Below are 23132 nucleotides of genomic sequence, written 5' to 3'. Positions count from 1 at the left end.
CCGAGCCGTTCGGCCGGTTCCGGTCCGGTGACCTGGTGTCGCGGCTGGTCAACGACACCGAGGCCACCCTGGACCTGCTGGTGCGCGGACTGACGCCACCGCTGGTCTCGGTGGTCACGGGCGGCGCCACGGTCCTGTTCCTGACCGTGCTGTACGTGCCCGGCGGACTCCTGCTGGCGGCGGGTCTGCTGCTGGCCGGGCTGGCCGTGCCGCTGGCCGCCGCCGCGCTGGGCAGGGGCCCGGGAAGGCGTCAGGCGAGGGCGCGCGGGGAACTGTCGACGGCGCTGGTGGACACGCTGCACGGAGCGCCGGACCTGGTCGCCTACGGCGCCATGGACCGACAGGTGGAACGGGTGTACGCGGCCGACGAGGAACTGACCCGGTTGGCCCGTGGGGACTCCGCGATCCTGGGGCTGGGAGCCGGTGCGAGCGCCCTGATCACCGGACTGACCGTGTGGGGCGCCCTGTTCCTGGGTGTGGCCGCCGTGGCGGACGGGACGCTGGAAGCGGTACCGCTGGCGGTGATGGTGCTGACGACGCTGGCGGCGTTCGAGATCGTGGCGCCACTGCCCGCCGTGGCGGCCAGGCTGGGGGCTCTCCGCGCGAGTGGGGCCCGGCTGTTCGGGGTACTGGACGCTCCGGCCGCCGTCGCGGCCCCCGTCCGCGAGGGTCTGGATCCGAAGGGCGACGCGACGGTCCGGGTACGGAACCTGCGGGTGCGCTACGGCCCGGAGGAGCCGTGGGCGCTGGACGGGGTGGACCTGGAGATCCCCGCCGGGCGGACGGTGGCGGTGATCGGTCCGAGCGGTGCGGGCAAGAGCACGTTGGCGTCGGTGCTGCTGCGGTTCCGCGACCCGGACGCGGGCCGGGTGGAGATCGGCGGGGAGGACGTCACGTCGTACCCGGCCGACGAGGTGCGCGGAGTCGTGTCGGGTGTGCCCCAGGACCCGCACGTGTTCGCGTCGACGCTCCGGGAGAACCTGCGGCTGGCCCGGCCCGGCGCGGAGGACGACGAACTGTGGGAGGCGCTGCGGCGTGCGCGGCTGGCGGACGAGGTGGCGGCGATGCCCCGGGGGCTGGACACGCCCGTGGGCGCGCACGGCCGGGGGCTGAGCGGCGGGATGGTGCAGCGGCTGGCGCTGGCCCGCGCCGTGCTGGCGGCGCCCCGGGTGCTGGTCCTGGACGAGCCGACCGCCCACCTGGACCCGGACACGCGCGACGCCGTGGTGGATGACCTGCTGGCCGCCGCCGAGGGGTACTCCACCCTGCTGATCACCCACGACCTGACGGGGCTGGACCGGGTGGACCGGATCTACGTGGTGCGCGACGGCCGGGTGCTCCAGCAGGGCACGCACGAGGAGCTGTCCCGGCGGGAGGGCTGGTACCGCGACGTCAGCACGGTCTGAGACCCGGGCCGGGGCGGTCGTCCACAGGGCCGGGCCGGTGCGTGCGTTCGTCCACAGGGCCGGGCGGCGGCGTTCGTCGCGGGGAGCGCCGGGGCACACCTTGGTACGGGGGCGCGTACCGCGCCAGGGGACCGGCGGACGCCCCCATCACGAGCATGCCCCGCCCTGCACCCGTGCACCACCACGAGTTCCCACCTGTGGACAACCTCGCGCTCAGCAGGTCCAAACCACATCCGCATGTCAGCGGCGGCCCACCACGACGGCCCCGGGCCCGGACATCCTCCGGACCGCACCCGCGCGTCGGCGACAGGCGGCGGGTCGGGGAGGCGGTCGCCCCCGAAGGACGTGCCCGCGCGTCGGCGGCGGTCGGAAAACGGGGGGACACGGCGGGACGTACTGGGATACCGTCCCACGATGCCGCCCTGACGAACCGAACGAAACGGACGTCCGGGACGGGTCCACCGGAACGTACACCGCGTGTGTCAGAACCCGGTGACACCCTCGTGCCTGTCCCCGCCCCGGCGAACCGTGTCCCTGGAGCCGCTCATGAGCGATCTCGATCCCCGTACCCTCGATCTGGCCGCCCTCAATTCCGCCACCAAGTACCCCAGCATCCCCACCTACCACACGCTCGATCCCAGGAACGGCGGCCTCCAGGAAGAGACCGTCGCGTTCACCGGCGACGTCGTGTTGACCGAGAAGGTCGACGGGACGAACGCCCGAATCATCTCTTTCCCCTCCGGCGACTACGTCCTCGGCAGCCGCGAGGAGCTGTTGTACGCCAGGGGTGACCTGATCGGGAACCCGGCCCTGGGCATCGTCGACGCCCTGCGCGACCTGGCCGACCGGATCGCCCCGCCCGGGACGGGGATCGCCGTCCACTACCTGGAGGTGTACGGGGGCAAGGTCACCGCGGCCAGCCGCGAGTACACCGGCCATCGCGCCGTGGGGCACCGGATGTTCGACTCGGCGGTCGTCCCGGCCGAGGTGCTGTCCCGTCCGCGCCAGGAGATCTCCGCCTGGCGTGAGGGCGGCGGGCAGGACTTCCTCACCGAGGACGAGCTCTCCGCGCTCGCCGGGCGCGAGGGGATCGAGCTGACGCCCCGTCTGGCCACCGTCCCCGCCGACAAGCTGCCCGAGGGCGTCGCCGAGACCCAGGAGTTCGTCACCGCGCACCTGCCGGGCACCCGGGTGGCGCTGGACGGGGACGCGGGCGGGAACGCGGAGGGCATCGTGCTCCGCACCGCCGACCGCTCGGTGATCGCCAAGGCCCGCTTCCAGGACTACAGGCGCACGCTCAAGCGCCGGGCACAGCGCAAGGGGTGATCCACGGCGGCTCTCCAGGACCGGGGAGGCACCGACAGCCCCGGGGAGAGAGCCCGGCGACCACCGCGGCGGGAGGGCCTCGGCCCCGGATCTGACACCGGGGCCGAGGTCCTCTAGGGTTCCCCCGTGGCCAATCCTGTTCGTGAACTCCTCGGTGGCGTCGGTACTCTCCTGCGCGGTTTCACCCTGCTGCTGCGCAGACCGCGCCTGTTCCTGCTCGCCGCCCTGCCCGCGCTGCTCACGTCACTGCTGTTCCTGGCGTTGCTCGTGCTCCTGGTGATGAACCTGACCGACATGGTCGGCTGGGCGACCCCCTTCGCCGACGACTGGGACCCCGTGTGGCAGGGGCTGCTGCGCGGTGCCATGTCCGTGGCGATCCTGGCCGGGTCGATCCTGCTGATGGTGGTGACGTTCACGACGGCCACGCTGACCCTGGGCGGGCCGATCTACGACAAGGTCACCGAACTGGTGGAGAAGGAGCTGGGCAACGACCCCGGGGACCCCGACGAGTCGCTGATGGCGGGGATCTGGCGGTCGGTCCGCCAGTCGCTGGTGATCGTGGCGATGTCCCTGCCGGTGACGGTGCTCGTGTTCGCGATCGGTTTCGTCCCGTTGGCGGGCCAGGTGATCGGTCCGGTGATCGCCGCGCTGCTGGGCGGATGGCTGTTGGCGCTCGAACTGCTGACGAGCGCGTTCGACCGGCGCAACCTGCTGACCATCCGCGAGCGGCGCTGGTACATGAGGAAGCGGCGGATGCGGGTGCTGGGCTACGCGGTGCCGACGTACTTCCTGCTGGCGATCCCGTTCGTCGCGATCCTGGTGTTCCCCGCCGCCACCGCCGGCGCGGTGTTCCTCACCCGCGAACTGGTCCCCGCGCCTCCTCACCGGTCGGGCCACGGAAAGGTTCCGCACGCCCCCGAGGCTTCCGACGGCTCGTCCCCCGAGGACCCGGGGCACGAGGGGCCGGTGCACGGCGGACCAGCGGCCTGAGCCGTTTCCCGAACGCGCGGGCAGGCGGGCGACCGACCAGCCGCCCGCACACGGTCCGTCTAACGCAACCCCGGGGACCGGCGCAGCGCCGAGGAGATCATCCGCTCCACGAGGGCCGGGTAGTCCACTCCGGTGGCGGCCCACATCTGCGGGAAGGCCGACGCCGGGGTGAACCCGGGCATGGTGTTGAGCTCGTTGACGAGGACCTCGCCGTCCTCGGTGTAGAAGAAGTCCACCCGGGCCAGCCCCTCGCACCCCACCGCGTCGAACACCTCGGCGGCCATCGCGCGCAGCCGCGCGGTGGCCTCCTCCGGGAGCTCGGCCGGGATGGTCAGACCACTCGTGGACAGGTACTTGGCCTCGAAGTCGTAGAAGTCGAAGCCCTCCGCCACGCGCACCTCGGCCGGCAGGGACACGTCGGGCGTCCCGCCGTCCTCGGACTCCAGCACGCCGCACTCGATCTCGCGTCCCACGACCTGAGCCTCCACCAGCACCTTGGGGTCGTGCTCCCGGGCGGCCTCGACCGCGGCGACCACCGCGTCGGCGTCGGAGGAGTCGCTCACCTTGCTGATGCCCACGCTGCTGCCCGCGCGCGCGGGCTTGACGAACACGGTGGTGCTCAGATCGGCCACGTCGTCGAGCACCCTCTTGCGCTCGGTACGCCACTGGCGGTCGGTGATCGACACGAAGTCGCTGGTGGGGATGCCGTTGCCGCGCAGCATGGCCTTCATGAAGACCTTGTCCATGGCGGCGGAGCTGGAGAACACCCCGGCGCCCGCGTAGCGCACGCCCATCATCTCGAAGAGCCCCTGGATGGTGCCGTCCTCACCGAACGGTCCGTGCAGCAGCGGCAGCACCACGTCCACCTCGGCCAGGCGCTCGGGGCCCCGGACCGGGTCGACCACCATCAGCTGGCCCTCGGCGTCGAAGGGCAGCGCCAGGTCCGTGCCGTCCTCGGGCACGGACGGCAGCGCCCTGGTGCCCGCGTCGATGCGCAGGTGTTCGGGGTCGCCCGAGGTCAGCACCCAGTTGCCCGCGCGTGTGATGCCGACCGGCACGATCTCGTAGCGGTCGTGGTCGATGACGGACAGCACGCTGCCCGCGGTGACGCAGGAGATCTCGTGTTCGGAACTGCGCCCGCCGAAGACGACGGCCACCCGAATCTTGCGCTGCTCGGACGACATGCTGCCTGACCCTATCTCGCCTCTGTGTGGAACCGGAACGGGAGAAACCCCATGGTGTGTCAGCCTTCCCCGCCGAGGGCCGCCAGGGCGTCCTCGACGAGGTCACGGGGGTCCTCCAGACCGACGGAGAACCGTACCGCACCTGGTGAGATGCCCGCGGCGGCCAGTTCGTCCTCGCTCATGTTGCGGTGGGACGTGGAGGCGACGTGTCCCACCAGCGTGTGCGTGCCGCCCAGCGAGGCGGCGATGGTGGCCACCCGCAGCCGGTCGGCGAAGGCCATCCCGGCGTCCCACCCTCCGCGCGGGTGCACGGTGACGACCGCGCCGTACCGGCCCTGGTCGAAGAGCTTGTCCGCCAGCGACGCCTGCGGGTGCGACTCCAGCGAGGGGTGGTCGACCCGCTCCACGAGGTGGTGCCCCTCCAGGGCCGCGGCGAGGGCCGCGGCGCTCTCGCACTGGCGTCCTACCCGCAGAGGCAGCGTCTCCAGTCCGCGGTGCAGCAGGTAGGCCTCGTCCGGAGCCAGGCAGGGGCCCAGGTCCACGCGCGCCGAGCGGACGCGCTCGATCAGGTCGGGCGAGGCCACGGCCACTCCGCCGGTGGTGTCACTGTGGCCGCCGATGTACTTGGTGGCCGAGTGCACGACCACGTCGGCGCCGTGCTCCAGCGGACGGCACACGGCCGGGGAGGCGAAGGTGGAGTCCACCACCAGGGCGGCGCCGGCCTCGTGGGCGATCCGCGCCAGGCCCGGCAGGTCGGAGACGGTCATGGTGGGGTTGGACAGCGTCTCGGTGAACACCACCCGGGTGTCCGGTTCCACGGCGGCGCGCACCGCGTCCAGGTCGGTGATGTCGACGAAGTCGGTGCGCACGCCGAACCGGCGCAGCAGCCGGTCCAGCAGCGAGTGGGTGTTGCCGTAGATGGACCGGGCGGCCACGACGTGCGCGCCCGCCTCCGTCAGCGCCATGAGCACCGTGCTGAGCGCGCCCATGCCCGAGGCGAAGGCCTGTCCGCGCACCGGTTCCGGCAGGCCCGCGCCCTCCAGGGCGGCGACCGCGTCGGCGAACGCGTCCACGGTGGGGCTGTCGATGCGCGCGTAGGAGTAGCCCCGTCGGGTGCCCGCGAGCACGTCCGCGTACTCCTGGGAGGTGTCGAACGCGTAGGTGGTGGCCCGGTGGACGGGCATGCGCATCGGCCGCTCGGCGGGGACCGGGGCGTGCGGAAGGGAGACCGCCCGCGTGTACTCGCCCTCGCTCTCCGCGCCGGTGGCGGAACCTGGTGTGTGTGACATCGTGGTGCTCGCTCTCAGACCCCGTAACGCTCGGGCTTGGCGCTGCGGGCCATGAAGGCCGCGAGCGCCTCCGCCGGGCTCAGGTCGTGGTGCATCATCTTGACGACGGCCTCGGTGATCGGCATGTCGACCCCGTGGGCCCATCCGAGTTCCAGGACGGATTCGGAGGACTTGACCCCCTCCGCGGTCTGCCGGGTCTCCGCGACGACCTGTTCGAGGGTCTTGCCAGCGCCCAGTTTCTCACCGAAGGTCCGGTTTCGCGACAACGGGGAGGAGCATGTCGCCACGAGGTCACCCATCCCCGCCAGTCCGGACAGGGTGTGCTCGTCGGCGCCCAGGGCCACCGCCAGGCGCGTGGTCTCGGCCAGACCGCGGGTGATGAGGGACGCCTTGGTGTTGTCACCGAACCCCATGCCCTCGGCGACGCCGACGGCCAGCCCGATCACGTTCTTCATCGCGCCGCCGATCTCCACTCCCACCAGGTCGGTGCTGGTGTAGGGGCGGAAGTAGGGGGCCTTGAACAGTCCCTGGAGCCGCACGGCGGTCGGCTCGTGGGGGCAGGCGACCACGGCGGTGGCGGGCTGGCGCTCGGCGATCTCGCGGGCCAGGTTGGGGCCCGACACGACCGCGATGCGCTCCTTCGGGTACTCCAGGACCTCCGCGATGATCTGGCTGACCCGCATGCGGGTGCCCAGCTCCACGCCCTTCATCAGGCTGACGACGACCGCGTCCTCGCGCAGGTGGGGCCGCCAGTCCACGAGGTTGGCCCGCAGCGTCTGCGACGGCACCGCCAGCACCACCACGTCGGCCCCCGCCAGCGCCTTGGGGGCGTCGGTGGTGGCGCGCAGTCGCGGATTCAGCCGGGTCCCCGGAAAGTAGTCGGGGTTCTCGGAGGTCTCGTTGACCGCGTCGACCACCGAGGCCCGCCGCCCCCACAGGATCACCTCGACGGCGGGACCATCCGGATCCCGCTCCCTGGCGAGGTCGGCCGCGTCCGCGATGATGTTCGCGAACACGGTGCCCCACGATCCCGCGCCGAGGACGGCGATCCTGACGTTGTCGGTACCCATCGGCTGTGTCATGCCCCCGTACTGTTCTTCCCGTTCTCGCTGTTCGCACCGGTCTCGCCCCCGGCCGGCGCCGTGCCCTCCGCCACGGTCCCTCCCGTCGCGTTCTCCTCGGCCTCACCGGTTCCTGCGGTCTCGGAAGCCCCGGCGGCCCCGTCCTTCCCGCTGGCGTCCCCGATGCGCCGTTCCCCGCCTCGGGCGGCCTCGGCCCGCGCCTTCCTGGGGTCGTAGGGAACCGCGGGCGGTTCCTCCCCGCGGATCCGCGCCTGGAGGGCGGTGATGTCGGCCATGATCACCTCGGTGGCCTCCCGGAGGACCGTCCCGGTCAGCGGCTGGTCCCGGAACCGGGACAGGTCCACGGGCGGACCGGCCCGGAACTCCAGGCGCTTGCGGGGGAACAGGCTGACCTTCTTGGTGCCGTAGGGCAGGATGTGCTGCTCTCCCCAGTGCGCCACCGGGACGACCGGCACGCCCGTGGTGAGCGCCAGGCGGGCCACACCGGTCTTGGCGGTCATGGGCCACAGGTTCGGGTCACGGGTGCAGGTGCCCTCGGGGTAGAAGATCACCGACGCCTCGTCGCGGGTGAGTGCCAGCTCGGCCTCGTGCAGTGCCTTGACCGCGTCGGTGCTGCCGCGCCTGACGGGGATCTGTCCGGTGCTCCTGGCCACCGCGCCCACCACGGGGATGCGCATGATCGCGTCCTTCATGGTGAAGGTCGGCCAGCGCCGGGCACCGATGTAGAGGAAGTGCGCGACCGTCAGGGGGTCGGCCATCGACAGGTGGTTGGCGGCGATGATCACCCCGCCCCGGGCGGGGACGTGCTCGGTGCCCTTCCAGTCCGGCTTGGTGACGAACCACAGGACGAACCGGACGATCCGGGAGACGACCGCCTTCACCCACCGGGATTCTCGTTGCTTGGCCACGGGACTCCTCACTCCATCGCTGCGGGCACGTCCGGGCCGCACAGCACAACCGGTTCAGTCTAGGGCGTGGCCCGCGGACGAACGCCCTGCTGGCTACCCTCGTCACTGTCATGGCCGTACCGAACGTTCCGGGGGAACCGTGACCGGCTCTGGAGAAAGCGACGGGGCCCCGCGCCCCGGGGCGCGCTGGTCCCTGATCGTCCCAGTCAAGCACCTCGACCGGGCCAAGTCGCGACTGGCCCTGGCCGCGGGCACCCGCCGCGAGGACCTGGCGTTGGCCATCGCGTGCGACACGGTGGCCTCGGCGCGGCTCTGCCCCGCGGTGGCGACGGTGTTCGTGGTGACCGAGGACCCGCGCGCCGGGGCCGCGCTGACCGACCTGGGCGCGGTGGTGGTGGGCGGTGAGCCCGGCACGGGTCTGAACCCGGCGCTGGCGCACGGGGCGGCGTTCGCACGGCGGTGCCTGCCCGGACTCGGGGTGTGCGCCCTGTCGGCGGACCTGCCCGCGCTGCGCCCCGAGGAGCTGGAACGGGTCCTGGCCGCGGCGGCCGGGCACGGCCGGTCCTTCCTCCCCGACGCGCCCGGCGTGGGAACGACGCTGTTCGCGGCGGGCCCCGGGCACCCGTTCACCCCGGCGTTCGAGGGGGCCTCACGCGCCCGGCACCTGTCCGTCGGCGCCAGGGAGCTGGTGGTCACGGACGTGGCGTCGGTGCGGCGCGACGTGGACACCCCCGAGGACCTGCGCGCCGCGGTGGCGCTGGGCGTGGGTTCCAGGACCCGGGAGATGTGGGAGCTCGTGGGCCGGGACCCGTACCCGCAGAACACGCCCTGACGCCCGAAACGCGTTCCGCCCGGGTCCCCTGGGGAACCCGGGCGGACGGACCCGTCGCCGTGCGGTGGCGGGCTACTTCTTGTCGCCGTTGACCAGCGCCTTGAAGTCAGCGCCAGCGCGGAACTTCGGAACGAAGCTCGCGGGGACGTTGATGGTGGCGCCGGTGGCGGGGTTGCGAGCGGTACGGGCCGCGCGCTCGGACTTCTCGAAAACACCGAAGCCCGTGATGGCGACCTTGTCGCCCGACGCCACGGTGGCCTGAATGGTGTCAAGCACAGCGTTGACCGCTTCGGTCGCGGTCTTCTTGTCTCCGAGCCGATCGGAGATCGCGTCGATCAGGTCACGCTTGTTCATAAGGTTCCTCCGGTTCCCCCTTGCTCGCACGAAATTAGGGGACGCGGAGGCCCTTACACAAATACAAACGCCTGTGGGCAGGGCGTGTCGGGCCTTCCTCGACCTGCACGGCAGCTTCGACGGGGCTCTGGTCCAGACCGCGGACACCCGGTCCTCCAGTCCCTTTTGCCCCCTTCTGCGAGCCCCAAATGCCTACGTATAACCGGATTCCGGGCATGAGACACGCCGACCTTAAGGACAGAAGACCCGTAAGCAACCAGTCACAGTAAGTAAAGGTAAAATATTTCTGGGTCGGGGGTGGCCTGCGTCACACAGGCACGAAATCCCCGACCCAGAAGCCGATCCGTGTCTACAGGGTCACGGGCAGCCAGGGCTTGCGGGAGCCCTCGAACGCCCCGATCTCGTCCGTGTGGCGCAGGGTCAGCGCGATGTCGTCCAGCCCCTCCAGGAGCCGCCAGCGGGTGTAGTCGTCCAGCTCGAAGGGCTCGTGCACACCCGCCGCCGGGGAGCGCACCTCGCGCTCGACCAGGTCCACGGTCACCTCGGTGGTGGGGTCGGCCTCGACCGCCTCCCACAGGCGGTCGATGACCTCCTGCGGCAGCAGGACCGTCAGCAGGCCGCCCTTGAGGGAGTTGCCGCGGAAGATGTCGGCGAAGCGCGAGGACAGCACGGCCCTGAAGCCGTAGTCCTTGAGCGCCCACACGGCGTGCTCGCGCGAGGAGCCCGTGCCGAAGTCAGGCCCGGCCACCAGCACGGAAGCGCCCTGGAACTCGGCGCGGTTGAGGACGAAGTCCGGGTCGGACTTGCGCCACTCGGCGAACAGGCCGTCCTCGAAGCCGGTCCTGCTGACCCGCTTGAGGTAGACGGCCGGGATGATCTGGTCGGTGTCCACGTTGCTGGCGCGCAGCGGCACGGCCCGACCGGTGTGGACGTCGAACTTCTCCATGGGAGTCTCTCCTGTCGGAATCGGTCGGCGCGCTAGCGGGCGGCCAGGTCGGCGGGCGAGGACAGGGTGCCGCGCACCGCGGTGGCGGCGGCGACCTGCGGCGACACCAGGTGGGTGCGCCCACCGCGCCCCTGGCGCCCCTCGAAGTTGCGGTTGGAGGTGGAGGCGCTGCGCTCACCGGGCTTGAGCTGGTCGGGGTTCATACCCAGGCACATCGAACAGCCCGCCTCGCGCCACTCGGCCCCGGCCTCCTCGAAGACCCTGCCCAGGCCCTCCTCGTTGGCCTGCTCCTTGACCCGCATGGAGCCGGGGACGACGAGCATGCGCACGCCCTCGGCGACCCGGCGGCCCCGGATGATCTCGGCGGCGGCGCGCAGGTCCTCGATCCGGCCGTTGGTGCACGAGCCCAGGAAGACGGTGTCCACCCGCACCTCGCGCATCGGCGTCCCGGCCGTGAGGTCCATGTAGGCCAGGGCCTTCTCGGCGGCGGCGCGGGCCGAGGGGTCCTCGAACGAGGCGGGGTCGGGCACGGAGGCGTCCAGCGGCACGCCCTGGCCCGGGTTGGTACCCCAGGTGACGAACGGGCTGAGCTCGTCGGCGTCCAGCACGACCTCGGCGTCGAAGACCGCGCCCTCGTCGGTGCGCAGGCTCTTCCAGTGCTCCACCGCGGCGTCGAAGTCCTCGCCCCGGGGAGCGTGCTCCCGGCCCCTGACGTAGTCGAACGTGGTCTGGTCCGGGGCGATCATCCCGGCGCGGGCGCCCGCCTCGATGGACATGTTGCACACGGTCATCCGGGCTTCCATGGACAGGGCCTCGATGGCCTCGCCCCGGTACTCGATGACGTAGCCCTGGCCGCCGCCGGTGCCGATCTTGGCGATGACCGCGAGGATGATGTCCTTGGCGGACACCCCCGGCTTGAGCTTGCCGTTCACGGTGACGGCCATGGTCTTGAACGGCGTCATGGGCAGCGTCTGGGTGGCCAGGACGTGCTCGACCTGGCTCGTGCCGATACCGAAGGCCAGCGCGCCGAACGCACCGTGGGTGCTGGTGTGGCTGTCACCGCAGACGACGGTCATGCCGGGCTGGGTCAGGCCCAGCTGGGGACCGACCACGTGTACGACGCCCTGGTCGATGTCGCCCATCGGGTGCAGCCGGACCCCGAAGTCGGAGCAGTTCTTGCGCAGCGTCTCGACCTGTTTGCGGGAGACGGGGTCGGCGATGGGGGCGAGCAGGTCCTGGGTGGGGACGTTGTGGTCCTCGGTGGCGATGGTCAGGTCCGGGCGGCGCACGGACCGACCGGCCAGGCGCAGGCCCTCGAAGGCCTGGGGGCTGGTCACCTCGTGGACGAGGTGGAGGTCGATGTAGAGCAGGTCCGGCTCGCCGTCGGCACGTCGGACGACGTGCTCCTCCCAGACCTTCTCGGCCATCGTGCGTGCCATGGGCGATCGCCTCTCTCGTTTCGTCTCGGGCGCGTCTCGTGTGGTGCCCTGCGCGGACTGCGGCTCGACTTGCATTCCATATTTCGAGACGGCAATATCAAGCCATGGACAACTCTAGCTCATCCAGCGGTGTCGGTGTCCTGGACAAGACCATGTCCGTCCTCGACGCCCTGGAATCGGGACCGGCGTCCCTGGCCCAGTTGGTACAGATCACCGGCCTGGCCCGTCCCACGGCGCACCGTCTGGCGGTCGCCCTCGAACGCCACCGGATGGTCACCCGCGACAGCCAGGGACGCTTCGTGCTGGGTCCACGCCTGGGCGAACTCTCCATAGCGACCGGCGAGGACCGGCTGCTGGCCGTGGCCGCCCCCGTCCTGGTGCAGCTGCGCGACCTGACCGGGGAGAGCGCCCAGCTCTACCGTCGTCAGGGGGACCTGCGGGTGTGCGTGTCCGCCTCCGAGCGCAGCAGCGGGCTGCGCGACACGGTGCCGGTCGGCAGTGAGCTGCCCATGAACGCCGGTTCGGCCGCCCAGGTGCTCCTGGCCTGGGAGGACTCCGACCGGATCCGCCGCTCCCTGGTGGGGGCCCGGTTCACCGCGGCCAGCCTGGCCCAGGTGCGCCGCCGCCGGTGGGCCCAGAGCGTCGCCGAGCGCGAACAGGGGGTGGCGTCGGTGTCAGCGCCGGTGTCCGGCCCGGGCGGGCGCGTGATCGCCGCCGTGTCGGTGTCCGGGCCGATAGAGCGTCTGACCCGCTCACCCGGTCGTATCCACTCCCAGGCGGTGCTGTCCGCGGCGGAGAAGATCAGTGAGTCCCTGCACACCTACGAGGGCGCTCACTAGCGGCCCGACGGGAAGCGTTTCTGGTGTGGCACACGGGCCCCGGCCTGTGCTGGTCTCGTACTCGTGGCGAGGTAGGAGCGCCGAGACCCGCCACGGGTACGGGATCACGGCGCGCAGGGCGGGTCGGTGCGCCTCTCCGGGCGCTCGCCAGCGGCCCGCAGGAAGGGGCCGCCGCGTCGGCCCCGCCCGCCTCAGACGCGCGGCCCCGACGCCAGCAGGCGCAGACCGCCCGTCAGCTCGCGCAGACACCGGACCACGAGCTCCGCCGGGGAGTCGTTCCCGTCGGCCTCCGTGTCCGCGAGCGCCCACGTCTCCAGGGCGACCCGGATCGCGTCGGTCGCGGCGGCGGCGAGCAGCCGCGTCTCCAACGGGTCGGCGCCCGGCCCCGCCAGACGGGTGATCACCGGCAGCAACTCCTGTTCCGACTCCTGGTTCACCCTGTACCAGACGGCCCTCAGGGCCGGGTCCTCCTGGGCCGCGCGCAGCAGCCCCCGGGTCCAGCGCAGCCCTTCCTCCTCCCCCACGCCGCCGGCCCCCGACAGGGAGTCGACCGCCGCGGACTCCAGAGCCCGCGCGAGCCCCATGTCGGTCCCGGCCCGGGCCAGCAGCGCGCGCCAGCGGTCCCCACCGGATGACAGCAGCGACCCGACCGCGTCCTGCTTGCTGCGGAAGTACCGGTAGAACGTGCGCAGCGCGACCCCCGCGCGAGCCGCGATCTCCTCCGTGGTCGTGCCCTCGGCCCCCTTCTCGGTGAACAGTTCGGCCGCCGCGCGAGCGATGTCCATCTGGGTCGCCGCCTTGCGGCGCTCAGTCAGCGAGGTCGCGGCCTCACGAGCCGTCCTGGGTTGCTCCATGGGGAAAGCGTAGTGCTGGCGGAATCAGTGTGCATGTGATGCCCAGATGGCACAGCGTGCCAAACCGACATACCATGGACACCATGCGGCTCGACCGCGCCACCACTCACCCCGGGGAGAAGAACATGAACCGCTACGAAGGACGCCGCGCGCTGGTCACCGGCGGCGGATCGGGCATCGGTCAGGCCACCGTGCTGCGCGTCCTGGCCGAGGGAGGGAAGGTGGTGGCCGCGGACGTGAGCGAGAGCGGCCTGAAGGACACCCACGCCAAGGCGGAGGCCCACGCCGAGCGGCTGACCACGGTGGTCATGGACGTCGCCGACGAGGCCTCCGTCCGCGCGGGCGTCGCCTTCGCCCTCTCCGCCCTCGGTGGTCTGGACGTCCTGGTCAACGCGGCCGGCATCCTGCGCTCGTCGCACACCCACGCCACGTCCCTCGCCGACTTCACCCGGGTGGTCACGGTCAACCTGACCGGCACCTTCCTGGTCATCCGCGAGGCGGTACCCGCGCTGCTGGAGGGCGACTCCCCGGCCGTCGTCAACTTCAGCTCCACGTCGGCGATGTTCGCCCACCCGTACATGGCGGCCTACGCGGCGAGCAAGGGCGGCATCCAGTCCATGACCCACGCCCTGGCCGCCGAGTACAGCAAGCAGGGCATCCGGTTCACCGCCGTGCAGCCCGGATCCGTCTCCTCCGGTATGACCGACGGTTCGGGGGAGAGCGGCCGGAGCCATGGCCCCGGCCTGCCGGAGGACACCGACTGGAGCCTGTTCGCGAAGCTGTCCCCGGCCCTCGGGGAGGGATTCGCCGGGCCCGAGACCGTGGCCGGCGTCGTGGCGATGCTGGCGTCGGAGGACGGGAGGTTCGTCACCGGCACCGAGATCCGCGTCGACGGCGGCACGCACTTCTGACCGGCGGCCCGGCCCACGTCACATGCGGTGACGCGCGCCACGAAACGGAGGAGGACGACCGCGGGACCGACCGGCAGGACGGCCACCGTCACCGGAAGCGCGTGTGGGCCCGGCCGCGGGGCCCGGGCTCCGACCGGGCCCGTGACTCAGGCGCCGACCAGGTCCATCGGTGACCTCGCGGCGATCGTCGCGGTCTTGGTGGACGCGCCCTCCGACGCGACGGTGAACTCGCTCTCGGGCGACAGGGCGATCATCCCCAGCCAGTCGCGCACGGTCATCCCGGGCACCAGCTCGGTCGCGTTCGCACGGTCGCCCTCCCCGTCGACCATGACCAGGGCGTGGATCCGGTTGGTCACCGTGGCCAGCACGACCGGGTGGTCGAAGGTCTCCAGCCTGCGGAAGACGTCCACCGCCTCGTTGCGCGGCGAGCAGACCAGCACCGTGTAACGGCCCCCGGCGTCACGCACCCGGGGGTTCTTGACGAGGTAGTGGATGAACTCGCGTGTGGTGCGGGCGTGCGCGGCCAGCAGCCTGGCCACGCGGCGCACGTCGGGGCTGCCGGAATGGCGCACCAGGGCGAGCTCGACCTTGCGCGAGGTCTGGAGCAGCCAGTCGATCTCGGTCATCTCCGTCCGGGTCGGCCGCAGCTGCCCGTCGTCCAGACCGATCCCCCGCAGCCACGCGTTGACCTCCGTCCACAGCCACACCTGGGAGCGGCCCACGACCGCCTCCGGCGCGGGGAAGGGGACACCGTCGTGCCGCTGCCCGCGGACCCACTGGTCGACGTTCTGCCTGGACCGGCCGGTGATCTCGGCGATGTCGGAGATCCCGACGAGTTCCCTGTCCAGCCGGACGATCCGTACCCCGGGCACCGTCGCCCGGACGCGCTCCACCAGCGACCTGGCCGCCGTGACGGCGTCCGGACCGGGAGCGGCGACGGACAGGCGCAGGGCACCGTGCCAGGAGGAGACGAGCGCGTCGAAGCCCTCGCTGAGGGCGTGGACGGTGTCGTGGTCGTCCAGGTCGAACCCGTCCACGACGAAGACGAACTCGTACTCGGCCATCGGCCTCGCCTTCCTCCGGAACGCCTTCCGGTGTGTGTCGGGGTGTCGGCCGTGGTCAACGGCTCCCGGGGCCCGGGCCGCGCCGGGGACCGCACCACCGTTGGCAAACGTCAACACCCAGGATACCGGGCGTGGCCCGGCCCCACCATGTCCGGGGCCGCGGAGATGATGAAGGCGCCCAGCGGCACGACGGCCTCCCAGCCCGCCGTGTCCGGGGCCGGGTCCGCGGAGATGACCGGCTCTCCCGCTCCGGCACGGCCTCCAGCGACGTGCCGCCCCCTCCCCCCGGACGGCCCCGTCCTCGAGACGGCCTAACCCCGGGGTCCGCCGGCACCGCGCCGGGGATCGTCCGGGGGCATCGGGCAGCGTCGCGCCTCCTGCCTGATGCGGCGCGCGGCCCGACCGGAGTTACGCGGCGTTCCCGGTACCTGGATGCGGGTGCAGCCGCAGTCGCAGTACAGACGTCCCCAGTGCCCCTCCTGCCTCAGCACCCAACCCTGTTCACACAGGTCTCGGAGAACCTCACGGACATCCTTGTCCTGGTGGTTCCCTGGGCCGAGTTCGCGGCCTGTCACGGTGCACCGCCCTCCGGCACCGGTCCGGTCCGGGCGGCTGGTGGGGAGTGGTCGCTGTTCATACGCTCCGACAGGGGGTTGGGCGGTCGGGAGACTGCGCCGTCCCAGTATCCCAGGCACCTCCCGTGGGCGCGGGCCCGCCCGTGCGACTCGACGGCGGCCCGGAGAAACACGAAAGGCCCCACCCTCGCGGATGGAGCCTCAGTGGTACCCCCGAGCGGATTCGAACCGCCGTTACCGCCTTGAGAGGGCGGCGTCCTAGGCCACTAGACGACGGGGGCCTGATGCCGGGCGGAACGTGGAACACGTGGACCGCCCGAACCGGACGCCGGTGACGCGCACCGGCCAGAAAGAAGGCCCCCACATGGTGGGAGCCGCTCCCTGTCGTGTACCCCCGAGCGGATTCGAACCGCCGTTACCGCCTTGAGAGGGCGGCGTCCTAGGCCACTAGACGACGGGGGCCTTGTCGGGTCTGTGACCCGTGAGGTCCGCGGATGACCGCTGACCGCGCTGGGATACCAGGACTCGAACCTAGACTAACTGAACCAGAATCAGTCGTGCTGCCGATTACACCATATCCCAATGCTTTCGGAGGACCCTGTCCGCTTCCGCGTCCCTGTCCCCCTCGGCGACGTCCACAACTCTAGCGGACATTCGGAGTACTCGCGAACCGAAATCGGGGTGACCGCCCTGTGGCCCCGGCCACCCCGCCCCGTTCAGGCCCCGGCGGAGTCCTCCCGGGCGCTCAGCTTCTCCAGGGCCGCGGCCAGCCGCGCCTGGACGTGCTCACGGCCGAGNCGACGGTACGGCCGGTGACCGCCACCCGCACGGGAGCCTGCGCCTTGCCCAGCTTCAGGCCCAGCGACGCGCCGACCTCCTCGGTGGCGGTCTTGAGCGCCTCGGCGGTCCACGACAGCTCCGGGTCCGCGAAGCGGGCCAGAGCGGCCTGGAGCATCTCCCGGCCCACGCCCGGCTTCATCGCCTTGGACCAGCTCTTCTCGTCCTCCACGGGCTCCCTGAGGAACAGGAAGTCCACGTTCGGCACGATCTCGCTGAGTACGGCCACACGGCTCTGCGCCAGCGGGGCGACGGCGGCGAAGACCTCGGGGTCGTAGTCGGCCGGGTCCCACGGGGCCGCGTCGCCGGTCAGCCACGGCTGGCAGCGCTCGACGAACTCGTCGACGCTGAGCTCGCGGATGTACTCGCCGTTGAAGGCGCGCAGCTTCTTCTCGTCGAAGAAGGCGCTGGAGCTGTTGACGTCCTCGACGCGGAACAGCGGCTGCATCTGCGACCACGGCATGATCTCGCGGTCGTCGCCCGGGGCCCATCCCAGCAGCATGAGGTAGTTGACCATCGCCTCCGCCAGGTAGCCCTCCTCCTGGTAGGACTCCAGGGCGACCTTGTCGCGGCGCTTGGACAGCTTCTTGCGCTGCTCGTTGACGATGACCGGCAGGTGCGCCCACACCGGCGGGGTCAGGCCCAGCGCCTCCCACAGGAGCTGCTGCTTGGGGGTGTTGGACAGGTGCTCCTCGCCGCGGATGACGTGCGTGATGCGCATCTCGACGTCGTCGACGACGTTGGCCAGCACGAACAGGGGCGAGCCGTCGGCGCGGGCGATCACGAAGTCCTCGATCGAGGCGTGGTCGAACTCCACGCGGCCGCGGATGCGGTCGTCCACGACGGTGGGGCCGCCGTCGGGCACGCGGAAGCGCAGCGCCCGCCCCGGGCCGGGGGCCAGGTTGCGGTCCCGGCAGAACCCGTCGTAGCCCAGGTTCGGGTTGTCGCGCCGTTCCTGGACCTGCTCGCGGGTGCAGTCGCAGTAGTAGGCGCGTCCGTTCTTGTACAGCTCCTGCGCGGTCTCGCGGTGCTTGTCCGCGTACTCCGACTGGAAGTAGGGGCCCTCGAAGTGCGGGTCGTCCTCACCGATGCCGAGCCAGGCCAGCGCGCGGATGATGCCCTCGGTCCACTCGGGACGGTTGCGTGCGGCGTCGGTGTCCTCGACGCGCAGCACCATGCGGCCCTCGGGCCGCTGCTGTGCCAGCGCCCAGTTGAACAGCGCGGAGCGCGCGCCGCCGACGTGGAACATGCCCGTGGGGGACGGGGCGAAGCGGGTACGAATCGAAGTCTCAGTCACGCGCCCAGGGTATCCGCGGTGGACGTGGGCTCGGGGAGATCCGCTGGTCGCCGCACCGCTTCCGCCTCACACTCCGTCCCGTCCTCCACCGCGTTCCCGGGGGGGGCGGCGCGGCGCCCGCCCCCGGGAGGGTGTCACCGCCCGCCTCAGCCTCCGCCGGCGGCCGCGGGCAGGGGACGCGGGTAGGCCTCGCCGATCCCGTACTCCTCCGCCAGGACGTCGGCGAAGGCGGCGGCGATCTTGATCTCCCCGCCCGCGTTGGGGTGGGTTCCGTCGTAGGTGTCGGCGGAGGCGTTCCAGGACTCCCTGCCCGCCACGTCCAGGCTGGTCACCGGCGACCGCTCCGTGGACATGTCGGCGGCGACCTCGCGGACGAGGATGTTGTAGGCGTACGCCCGCAGGGCGAACGCCTCGTCGGACTCGGCCAGCGCGATGGGCGGCGTCTCCGCGAGCACGACGCGCAGGTACGGGTTGCTCGCGCGGGCCGCGTCCACGTAACCGCGCAGCCGGTACTCCATCTCGTCCATGGTGACCGGCCACAGCAGGTCGTTGACACCGAGCATGACGCACAGCACGTCCGGCTGGTGGACGCGGACCTCCTCCCGGATGGAGGAGGCGGCGTCGCCGAGGGTGCGGCCCCACAGGGCGTTGTGGTCCTGGTCGAAGTCGGGGTCCAGGTACTCGGCGGTGTCCGGATCGCCGTCCGTGCCGGGCCAGGCGGCGCCGACGTCCGACGATCCCTCCGGTCCGGGGCTCTCGGCGGCGGAGGGGTCCGGGGCGCCCGTTCGCGGGGGCTCCGTCCCTCCGCCCTGCTCCTGGTAGTCCTCGGCGGGATCGTCGTCCGGGCTCGGGGGCGCCACGTCCTCGGTGGTGGGAACCGGCAGGATCATGTCCGGAGTCGCGGGCTCGGAGTAGGGGCCGACGAAGTCCAGCCCCTCCACGACGGAGGAGAGATGGTTCCACAGGTGGTAGCGCCAGGTCCGGTCGCCGTTGGCCCCCTGGGTCATCGAGTCGCCCGCCAGCATGATGCGGCGCGGTTCGCTCACGGGTCCCCCCGCTCGTGTGTCGGTGTCACCCGCGTCGCCGGAGCGCGTGACCTGCCAGTAGACGGCTCCCGCGGCCACGAGCACGAGGACGAGCGCGGCGGCGAGGAGAACGGTGCGGCGGCGTTGGGGGATGTTCAACGGGCTGCCTTCCGGTACGTGTGCGGACCGGTGGCGCGGACGCCGCCGGCCCCCTTGGACGTCCGCGCACGGGCGTGTCCCCGCACGCGGGTCGTGACGCTCAGTCCCGGGCCACGACCCTGTTGCTGATGGTGCCCAGCCGCTCCACGGTCACCGAGACCTCCTGGCCGGTCTCGACGGGACCCACACCGGCGGGGGTGCCGGTGAGGACCACGTCACCGGGGAGCAGGGTCATGAAGGAGGTGACGTGGGCGATGATGTCGGGGATGTCGTGGATGAACTGCGAGGTGTGCCCGTCCTGCCGGGTCTGACCGTCCACGGTGGTGGTGAGGGCCAGGTTCTGGGCCTCCTCGATGGTCATGCCGGTGGTGATCCACGGGCCGATGGGGCAGAAGGAGTCGAAGCCCTTGGCCCGCGTCCACTGTTTGTCCCTCTTCTGGAGGTCGCGGGCGGTGACGTCGTTGGCCACGGTGTAGCCGAGGATGACGTCCTTGGCGCGCTCGCGCGGCACCTCCCGGCAGGGACGGGAGATGACGATGGCCAGTTCACCCTCGTAGTCGACCTGCTCGGAGATCGCGGGGTGGAAGACCGGGTCGTACGGCCCGGCCACGGCGGTGGAGGGCTTGAGGAAGACCACGGGTTCGTCGGTGGACTCCCCCGTGACGTCCTTCATCTCCTCGACGTGGTCGGCGTAGTTCTTGCCGATGCAGACCACCTTGGTGGGCAGCACCGGCGACAGCAGCCGGACGTCGGAGAGCTTCGCGCGCTCACCGGTCAGCTTGATGTCGCCGAGGAGGGGGTGGCCGCTCAGCCGGGCGACGAACTCCTCCCCGTTGTCGGAGTCGGTCTCGACCAGGCCGAACCCGACCTCGTCACCGGACGCGAACCGCGCGATGCGCACCTGATGCCTCCCAGCACCCCTGTTGACTCACTTGCCGTTGAAGGGTATCCGCGCGGAGGGACCCGATGGCATTCGACCACGTCGGCCCGTCGTTTCCCTCCCGGACGGACGCGGACCCGGCGGGCCCGCGGGGCGCTCCGGAACCGGCCCGTAGGCGTACGGGTACGGGCGAAGGCCCAGGGAGGGCACGGATCGCCACGATCCCCGTCACACCTGGTTTTCCCGGAAACCTCCTTGGCCTTTCCTTGGTACGGGCTCTGGCATGCTGGGTCCGTCATCCGTCGTCGAGAGGGTGTTCCTCGTGCCCACGTCCGCTTCGCCCACGGGCCGTTCCCGTGCCCGGCACCGCAGGCGCCGCCGGTACCCGATGGGACTGGCCCTGGGTCTGTGCCTGCTCTCCGGGGCAGCCGCCGTGCTCATGGTCAGCGTGCCCGGGGCCCGCGACATCCTCGGTGACCCCGAGGAGACCTCCGTCTCCGGGCCGGTCGGCGACGGCGTGTCCGAGGGGGCCGGTGAGCAGGCCACCTCCTCCGGGGGCCGGGACTCGGCGGACGGGGCCGCGAACCGGGAGTCGGACTCCTCCGAGGAACGGAACGCGCCCTCCGAGGAGGAGACCCCGGTGCTGCTCCGCTCCGCGGAGGAGGAGGTGCGGAGCGCCGACGGGGAGTTCAGCGTCGTGGAGGGTGAGAGCGAGGTCATGGGCGACGGCCCGGTGACGACCTTCGCCGTGGAGGTCGAGGACGGGTTGCCCGGCGAGGCGGAGAACTTCACCGCCGCCGTGGAGGAGATCCTGGGTGACCCGCGCAGCTGGGGCAACGACGGCGAGCGCTCCATGCAGCGGGTGGACGGCGAGCACGCGGACGTCCGCGTGCTGCTGGCCGCCCCGGACACCGTGGACCGGCTGTGCGCCCCGCTGAACACCAACGGGTACGTGTCCTGCGCGAACGGCAACCGGGCCATCATCAACCAGAACCGCTGGGTCTCGGGCGTCCCGCACTTCGAGGGGGACCTGAGGACCTACCGAATCTACCTGATCAACCACGAGGTGGGCCACACCCTGGGCCACGGCCACGTGAACTGCCCCGGGGAGGGTGAGACCGCCCCGGTGATGCAGCAGCAGACCCTGAGCCTCCAGGGGTGCGAGGCCAACGGCTGGGTCCACCCCGAGAACGAGCCCGAGGACCCCGAGGGCTCCGGGGACTGACTCCGGGACCGGGGGCAGCCGAGGGTGGCCCCATCCTTCTCTCCCGCCGTGTACGTACATTCAGCGACTTCGGGTAGCCGTACACACACGGAAGGCGACACGGGGCCGTCGTGCGGACGGTCAGCACCGAGGGAGGGACCGCGCATGCTGGTGATGGGCGTCAAACCCGGCCACGACGGTTCGGTGGCCGTGATCGAGGACGGGAGACTCGTCCTGTCCCTGGAGGCGGAGAAGGACTCCTTTCCCCGGCACGCCGAGGTCACGCCGATGGTCCTCCTCGACGTGGCCGAGCGTCTGGGACGTGTGCCCGACGTCATCGCCCTGGGCGGCTGGAACGCGGCCGGAGGGGCCGCGCACCGCCCGGTCGGCGCCGGATACCACGGTGTGGCCCCGCCCTCCCTCGACACGACACGGTTCTTCGGGGAGCGGGTGACCTCCTTCTCCTCCTCCCACGTGCGCTCCCACATCATGTCGGCGGTCGGCATGGCCCCGCGCGAGTACCACGCCCAGCAGGCCGTACTGGTCTGGGAGGGCGTGGTCGGCGCCTTCTACCTGGTGGACGCGGACTTCACCGTGGTCCGCGAGGTCCCCGTGCTCTCCGAGCCGGGCGCGCGCTACGCCTTCCTGTTCGCCGTCGCCGACCCGACCTTCCCCGACTCCGGGGCGGTACCCGACCTGGACTTCAGCGGCAAGCTCATGGCCCTGGCCGCCTACGGCGACCCCGAGGACGTCGACGCGCGGACCGCCGAGGCGGTGGAGCGCGTCCTGGACGTCGAGACCATCTACCCCGCGCCCAAGGGCCTGTTCCGCGACGCGCCCTTCCACAACGCGGGCGTGACCGCACCGCGGACCGTGAACGCGGCGGCACTGCTCAACCGGCGCCTCTTCGAGGTGTTCGCCGAGGCGGCCGAGCGCCACCTGCCCCCGGGACTCCCGCTGCGCGTCGCGGGAGGGTGCGGTCTCAACTGCGACTGGAACGGGCTGTGGCGCCGGTCGCCGTTCTTCTCCTCGGTCTTCGTGCCCCCGTGCGCCAACGACTCCGGTTCGGCGGTGGGGACCGCGATCGACGCCCAGCACGCGATGACGGGCGACCCCTTCATCGACTGGAGTGTGGACAGCGGCCTGGAATTCGTCCGGGACGCCGAGCCCGACCCGGGCCGTCGGGAACGCGTTCCCCTGGACCACCGGGAGCTCGCCCGCGTGGTCGGCGAAGGCCACGTCGTGGCGTGGGTACAGGGCCGCTGGGAGATCGGACCCCGTGCGCTGGGCCACCGGTCGCTCCTGGCCGAACCCTTCCGGGCCGCCACCCGCGACCGGCTCAACGCGATCAAGAAGCGTGAGGACTACCGGCCCATCGCCCCCTGCTGCCGGATCGAGGACGTGGGCAAGGTGTTCGAGGAGGACTTCCCCGATCCCCACATGCTCTACTTCCGCACCCTGCGCTCCCCCGACCTGGCGGCGGTCACGCACGTGGACGGGTCCGCGCGCGCCCAGACCGTGGAACCCGCGCACCACCCGCCGCTGCACGCGCTGCTGTCGGCCTTCGCCGACCGGCACGGTGTCGGGGTGCTGTGCAACACGTCGCTGAACTTCAAGGCGCGCGGGTTCGTCAACCGGATGTCCGACCTGATGGACCTGGCCGAGGCGCAGGGACTGGACGACATGGTGGTGGACGACGTCTGGTTCCGGCGGCGGGGAGCCTGAGCGGCC

At 71.7% G+C, this 23132-nt stretch carries 19 protein-coding genes, 3 tRNA genes and 1 pseudogene; 8 read left to right on the top strand and 15 right to left on the bottom strand.

All coding sequences use genetic code 11. From position 1 onward, the window contains the following. From cydC to D455_RS0110145, 3 genes are all read left to right on the top strand, one after another. Positions 1-1406 (top strand): thiol reductant ABC exporter subunit CydC (cydC, locus tag D455_RS0110155; RefSeq protein WP_017570615.1); only part of this gene is annotated, 1406 nt, incomplete at its 5' end. 546 nt (positions 1407-1952) lie between these two features. After that, entirely contained in the window at positions 1953-2732 is a 780-nt protein-coding gene (locus D455_RS0110150; protein WP_026122491.1) for an RNA ligase family protein, read from the top strand. A 126-nt stretch (positions 2733-2858) separates the two neighbouring features. Next, positions 2859-3722, top strand: coding sequence for an EI24 domain-containing protein (locus D455_RS0110145; RefSeq protein ID WP_017570613.1), 864 nt, complete (start codon positions 2859-2861; stop codon positions 3720-3722). 59 nt (positions 3723-3781) lie between these two features. On the opposite strand, the gene D455_RS0110140 is transcribed toward D455_RS0110145, so the two are convergent. The 4 genes from D455_RS0110140 to D455_RS0110125 are packed head-to-tail and all read right to left on the bottom strand — an operon-like array spanning position 3782 to position 8185. Continuing rightward, positions 3782-4906 (bottom strand): D-alanine--D-alanine ligase family protein, encoded by a 1125-nt coding sequence (locus D455_RS0110140; protein ID WP_017570612.1) that lies wholly within the window; start codon positions 4904-4906, stop codon positions 3782-3784. A 59-nt stretch (positions 4907-4965) separates the two neighbouring features. After that, complete coding sequence (locus tag D455_RS0110135) at positions 4966-6195, bottom strand: trans-sulfuration enzyme family protein (RefSeq protein WP_017570611.1); 1230 nt, start codon at positions 6193-6195, stop codon at positions 4966-4968. A gap of 14 nt (positions 6196-6209) precedes the next feature. After that, on the bottom strand, positions 6210-7265 hold the full coding sequence (locus D455_RS0110130; protein WP_017570610.1) for an NAD(P)H-dependent glycerol-3-phosphate dehydrogenase: 1056 nt from the start codon (positions 7263-7265) through the stop codon (positions 6210-6212). An 8-nt stretch (positions 7266-7273) separates the two neighbouring features. Then, positions 7274-8185: a lysophospholipid acyltransferase family protein gene (locus D455_RS0110125; protein ID WP_026122489.1), complete on the bottom strand. Its 912-nt coding sequence runs from the start codon at positions 8183-8185 to the stop codon at positions 7274-7276. 139 nt (positions 8186-8324) lie between these two features. On the opposite strand from D455_RS0110125, the gene cofC reads away from it, so the two are divergent. Continuing rightward, a complete protein-coding gene (gene cofC / locus D455_RS0110120) occupies positions 8325-9017 on the top strand; it encodes a 2-phospho-L-lactate guanylyltransferase (RefSeq protein ID WP_017570608.1) in 693 nt (230 codons plus the stop codon). A gap of 72 nt (positions 9018-9089) precedes the next feature. Here the strand turns inward: cofC and D455_RS0110115 are convergent, their stop codons facing one another. The 3 genes from D455_RS0110115 to leuC form a co-directional block, all read right to left on the bottom strand. Beyond that, positions 9090-9371 carry an HU family DNA-binding protein gene (locus tag D455_RS0110115; protein WP_013151244.1) on the bottom strand — a complete coding sequence of 94 codons (282 nt, stop codon included), beginning with the start codon at positions 9369-9371 and terminating at the stop codon, positions 9090-9092. 349 nt (positions 9372-9720) lie between these two features. After that, positions 9721-10317 (bottom strand): 3-isopropylmalate dehydratase small subunit, encoded by a 597-nt coding sequence (gene leuD / locus D455_RS0110110; protein WP_017570607.1) that lies wholly within the window; start codon positions 10315-10317, stop codon positions 9721-9723. Positions 10318-10349: 32 nt separating this feature from the next. Next, positions 10350-11756, bottom strand: a complete 1407-nt coding sequence (gene leuC / locus D455_RS0110105) for a 3-isopropylmalate dehydratase large subunit (protein WP_017570606.1) — start codon at positions 11754-11756, stop codon at positions 10350-10352. Between the two features lie 152 nt (positions 11757-11908). On the opposite strand from leuC, the gene D455_RS0110100 reads away from it, so the two are divergent. Continuing rightward, positions 11909-12595, top strand: coding sequence for an IclR family transcriptional regulator (locus D455_RS0110100; RefSeq protein ID WP_017570605.1), 687 nt, complete (start codon positions 11909-11911; stop codon positions 12593-12595). Between the two features lie 191 nt (positions 12596-12786). On the opposite strand, the gene D455_RS0110095 is transcribed toward D455_RS0110100, so the two are convergent. Beyond that, entirely contained in the window at positions 12787-13449 is a 663-nt protein-coding gene (locus tag D455_RS0110095; protein WP_040684773.1) for a TetR/AcrR family transcriptional regulator, read from the bottom strand. 83 nt (positions 13450-13532) lie between these two features. On the opposite strand from D455_RS0110095, the gene D455_RS0110090 reads away from it, so the two are divergent. Then, positions 13533-14360 (top strand): SDR family NAD(P)-dependent oxidoreductase, encoded by an 828-nt coding sequence (locus tag D455_RS0110090; RefSeq protein ID WP_241480225.1) that lies wholly within the window; start codon positions 13533-13535, stop codon positions 14358-14360. Between the two features lie 146 nt (positions 14361-14506). Here D455_RS0110090 and D455_RS0110085 read toward each other — a convergent pair whose 3' ends face one another. The 7 genes and pseudogenes from D455_RS0110085 to D455_RS0110050 form a co-directional block, all read right to left on the bottom strand. Next, positions 14507-15424, bottom strand: coding sequence for a helix-turn-helix transcriptional regulator (locus D455_RS0110085; protein ID WP_017570602.1), 918 nt, complete (start codon positions 15422-15424; stop codon positions 14507-14509). A 780-nt stretch (positions 15425-16204) separates the two neighbouring features. Continuing rightward, positions 16205-16280, bottom strand: a tRNA-Glu gene (locus D455_RS0110075). A 108-nt stretch (positions 16281-16388) separates the two neighbouring features. Next, positions 16389-16461: transfer RNA gene (locus D455_RS0110070), tRNA-Glu, on the bottom strand. 48 nt (positions 16462-16509) lie between these two features. Beyond that, positions 16510-16581: transfer RNA gene (locus D455_RS0110065), tRNA-Gln, on the bottom strand. A 134-nt stretch (positions 16582-16715) separates the two neighbouring features. Next, positions 16716-18085, bottom strand: a pseudogene (gltX, locus tag D455_RS29970) (glutamate--tRNA ligase). A 194-nt stretch (positions 18086-18279) separates the two neighbouring features. Next, positions 18280-19317 carry a GDSL-type esterase/lipase family protein gene (locus D455_RS0110055; protein WP_017570601.1) on the bottom strand — a complete coding sequence of 346 codons (1038 nt, stop codon included), beginning with the start codon at positions 19315-19317 and terminating at the stop codon, positions 18280-18282. A gap of 100 nt (positions 19318-19417) precedes the next feature. Then, positions 19418-20218, bottom strand: coding sequence for a fumarylacetoacetate hydrolase family protein (locus D455_RS0110050; protein ID WP_017570600.1), 801 nt, complete (start codon positions 20216-20218; stop codon positions 19418-19420). A gap of 367 nt (positions 20219-20585) precedes the next feature. Between D455_RS0110050 and D455_RS0110045 the strand changes: the two genes are divergently transcribed. Next, positions 20586-21422, top strand: a complete 837-nt coding sequence (locus tag D455_RS0110045; protein WP_026122486.1) for a DUF3152 domain-containing protein — start codon at positions 20586-20588, stop codon at positions 21420-21422. Between the two features lie 144 nt (positions 21423-21566). Continuing rightward, positions 21567-23126, top strand: a complete 1560-nt coding sequence (locus tag D455_RS0110040) for a carbamoyltransferase C-terminal domain-containing protein (RefSeq protein WP_017570598.1) — start codon at positions 21567-21569, stop codon at positions 23124-23126. Positions 23127-23132: the final 6 nt, after the last annotated feature.

The sequence above is a fragment of the Nocardiopsis halotolerans DSM 44410 genome (assembly GCF_000341065.1).
In the GTDB taxonomy this organism is placed as follows: Bacteria; Actinomycetota; Actinomycetes; order Streptosporangiales; family Streptosporangiaceae; genus Nocardiopsis; species Nocardiopsis halotolerans.
Note: the sequence above shows the minus strand (reverse complement) of the source record. Positions and strands in the feature narration are given on the sequence as shown.

Coding starts and splice junctions, on each gene's coding strand:
- D455_RS0110150 (WP_026122491.1), top strand. CDS start 1,953: ATGAGCGATCTCGATCCCCGTACCCTCGATCTGGCCGCCCTCAATTCC.
- D455_RS0110140 (WP_017570612.1), bottom strand. CDS start 4,906: ATGTCGTCCGAGCAGCGCAAGATTCGGGTGGCCGTCGTCTTCGGCGGG.
- D455_RS0110135 (WP_017570611.1), bottom strand. CDS start 6,195: ATGTCACACACACCAGGTTCCGCCACCGGCGCGGAGAGCGAGGGCGAG.
- D455_RS0110130 (WP_017570610.1), bottom strand. CDS start 7,265: ATGGGTACCGACAACGTCAGGATCGCCGTCCTCGGCGCGGGATCGTGG.
- D455_RS0110115 (WP_013151244.1), bottom strand. CDS start 9,371: ATGAACAAGCGTGACCTGATCGACGCGATCTCCGATCGGCTCGGAGAC.
- leuD (WP_017570607.1), bottom strand. CDS start 10,317: ATGGAGAAGTTCGACGTCCACACCGGTCGGGCCGTGCCGCTGCGCGCC.
- leuC (WP_017570606.1), bottom strand. CDS start 11,756: ATGGCACGCACGATGGCCGAGAAGGTCTGGGAGGAGCACGTCGTCCGA.
- D455_RS0110100 (WP_017570605.1), top strand. CDS start 11,909: ATGTCCGTCCTCGACGCCCTGGAATCGGGACCGGCGTCCCTGGCCCAG.
- D455_RS0110095 (WP_040684773.1), bottom strand. CDS start 13,449: ATGGAGCAACCCAGGACGGCTCGTGAGGCCGCGACCTCGCTGACTGAG.
- D455_RS0110090 (WP_241480225.1), top strand. CDS start 13,533: ATGCGGCTCGACCGCGCCACCACTCACCCCGGGGAGAAGAACATGAAC.
- D455_RS0110085 (WP_017570602.1), bottom strand. CDS start 15,424: ATGGCCGAGTACGAGTTCGTCTTCGTCGTGGACGGGTTCGACCTGGAC.
- D455_RS0110045 (WP_026122486.1), top strand. CDS start 20,586: ATGGGACTGGCCCTGGGTCTGTGCCTGCTCTCCGGGGCAGCCGCCGTG.
- D455_RS0110040 (WP_017570598.1), top strand. CDS start 21,567: ATGCTGGTGATGGGCGTCAAACCCGGCCACGACGGTTCGGTGGCCGTG.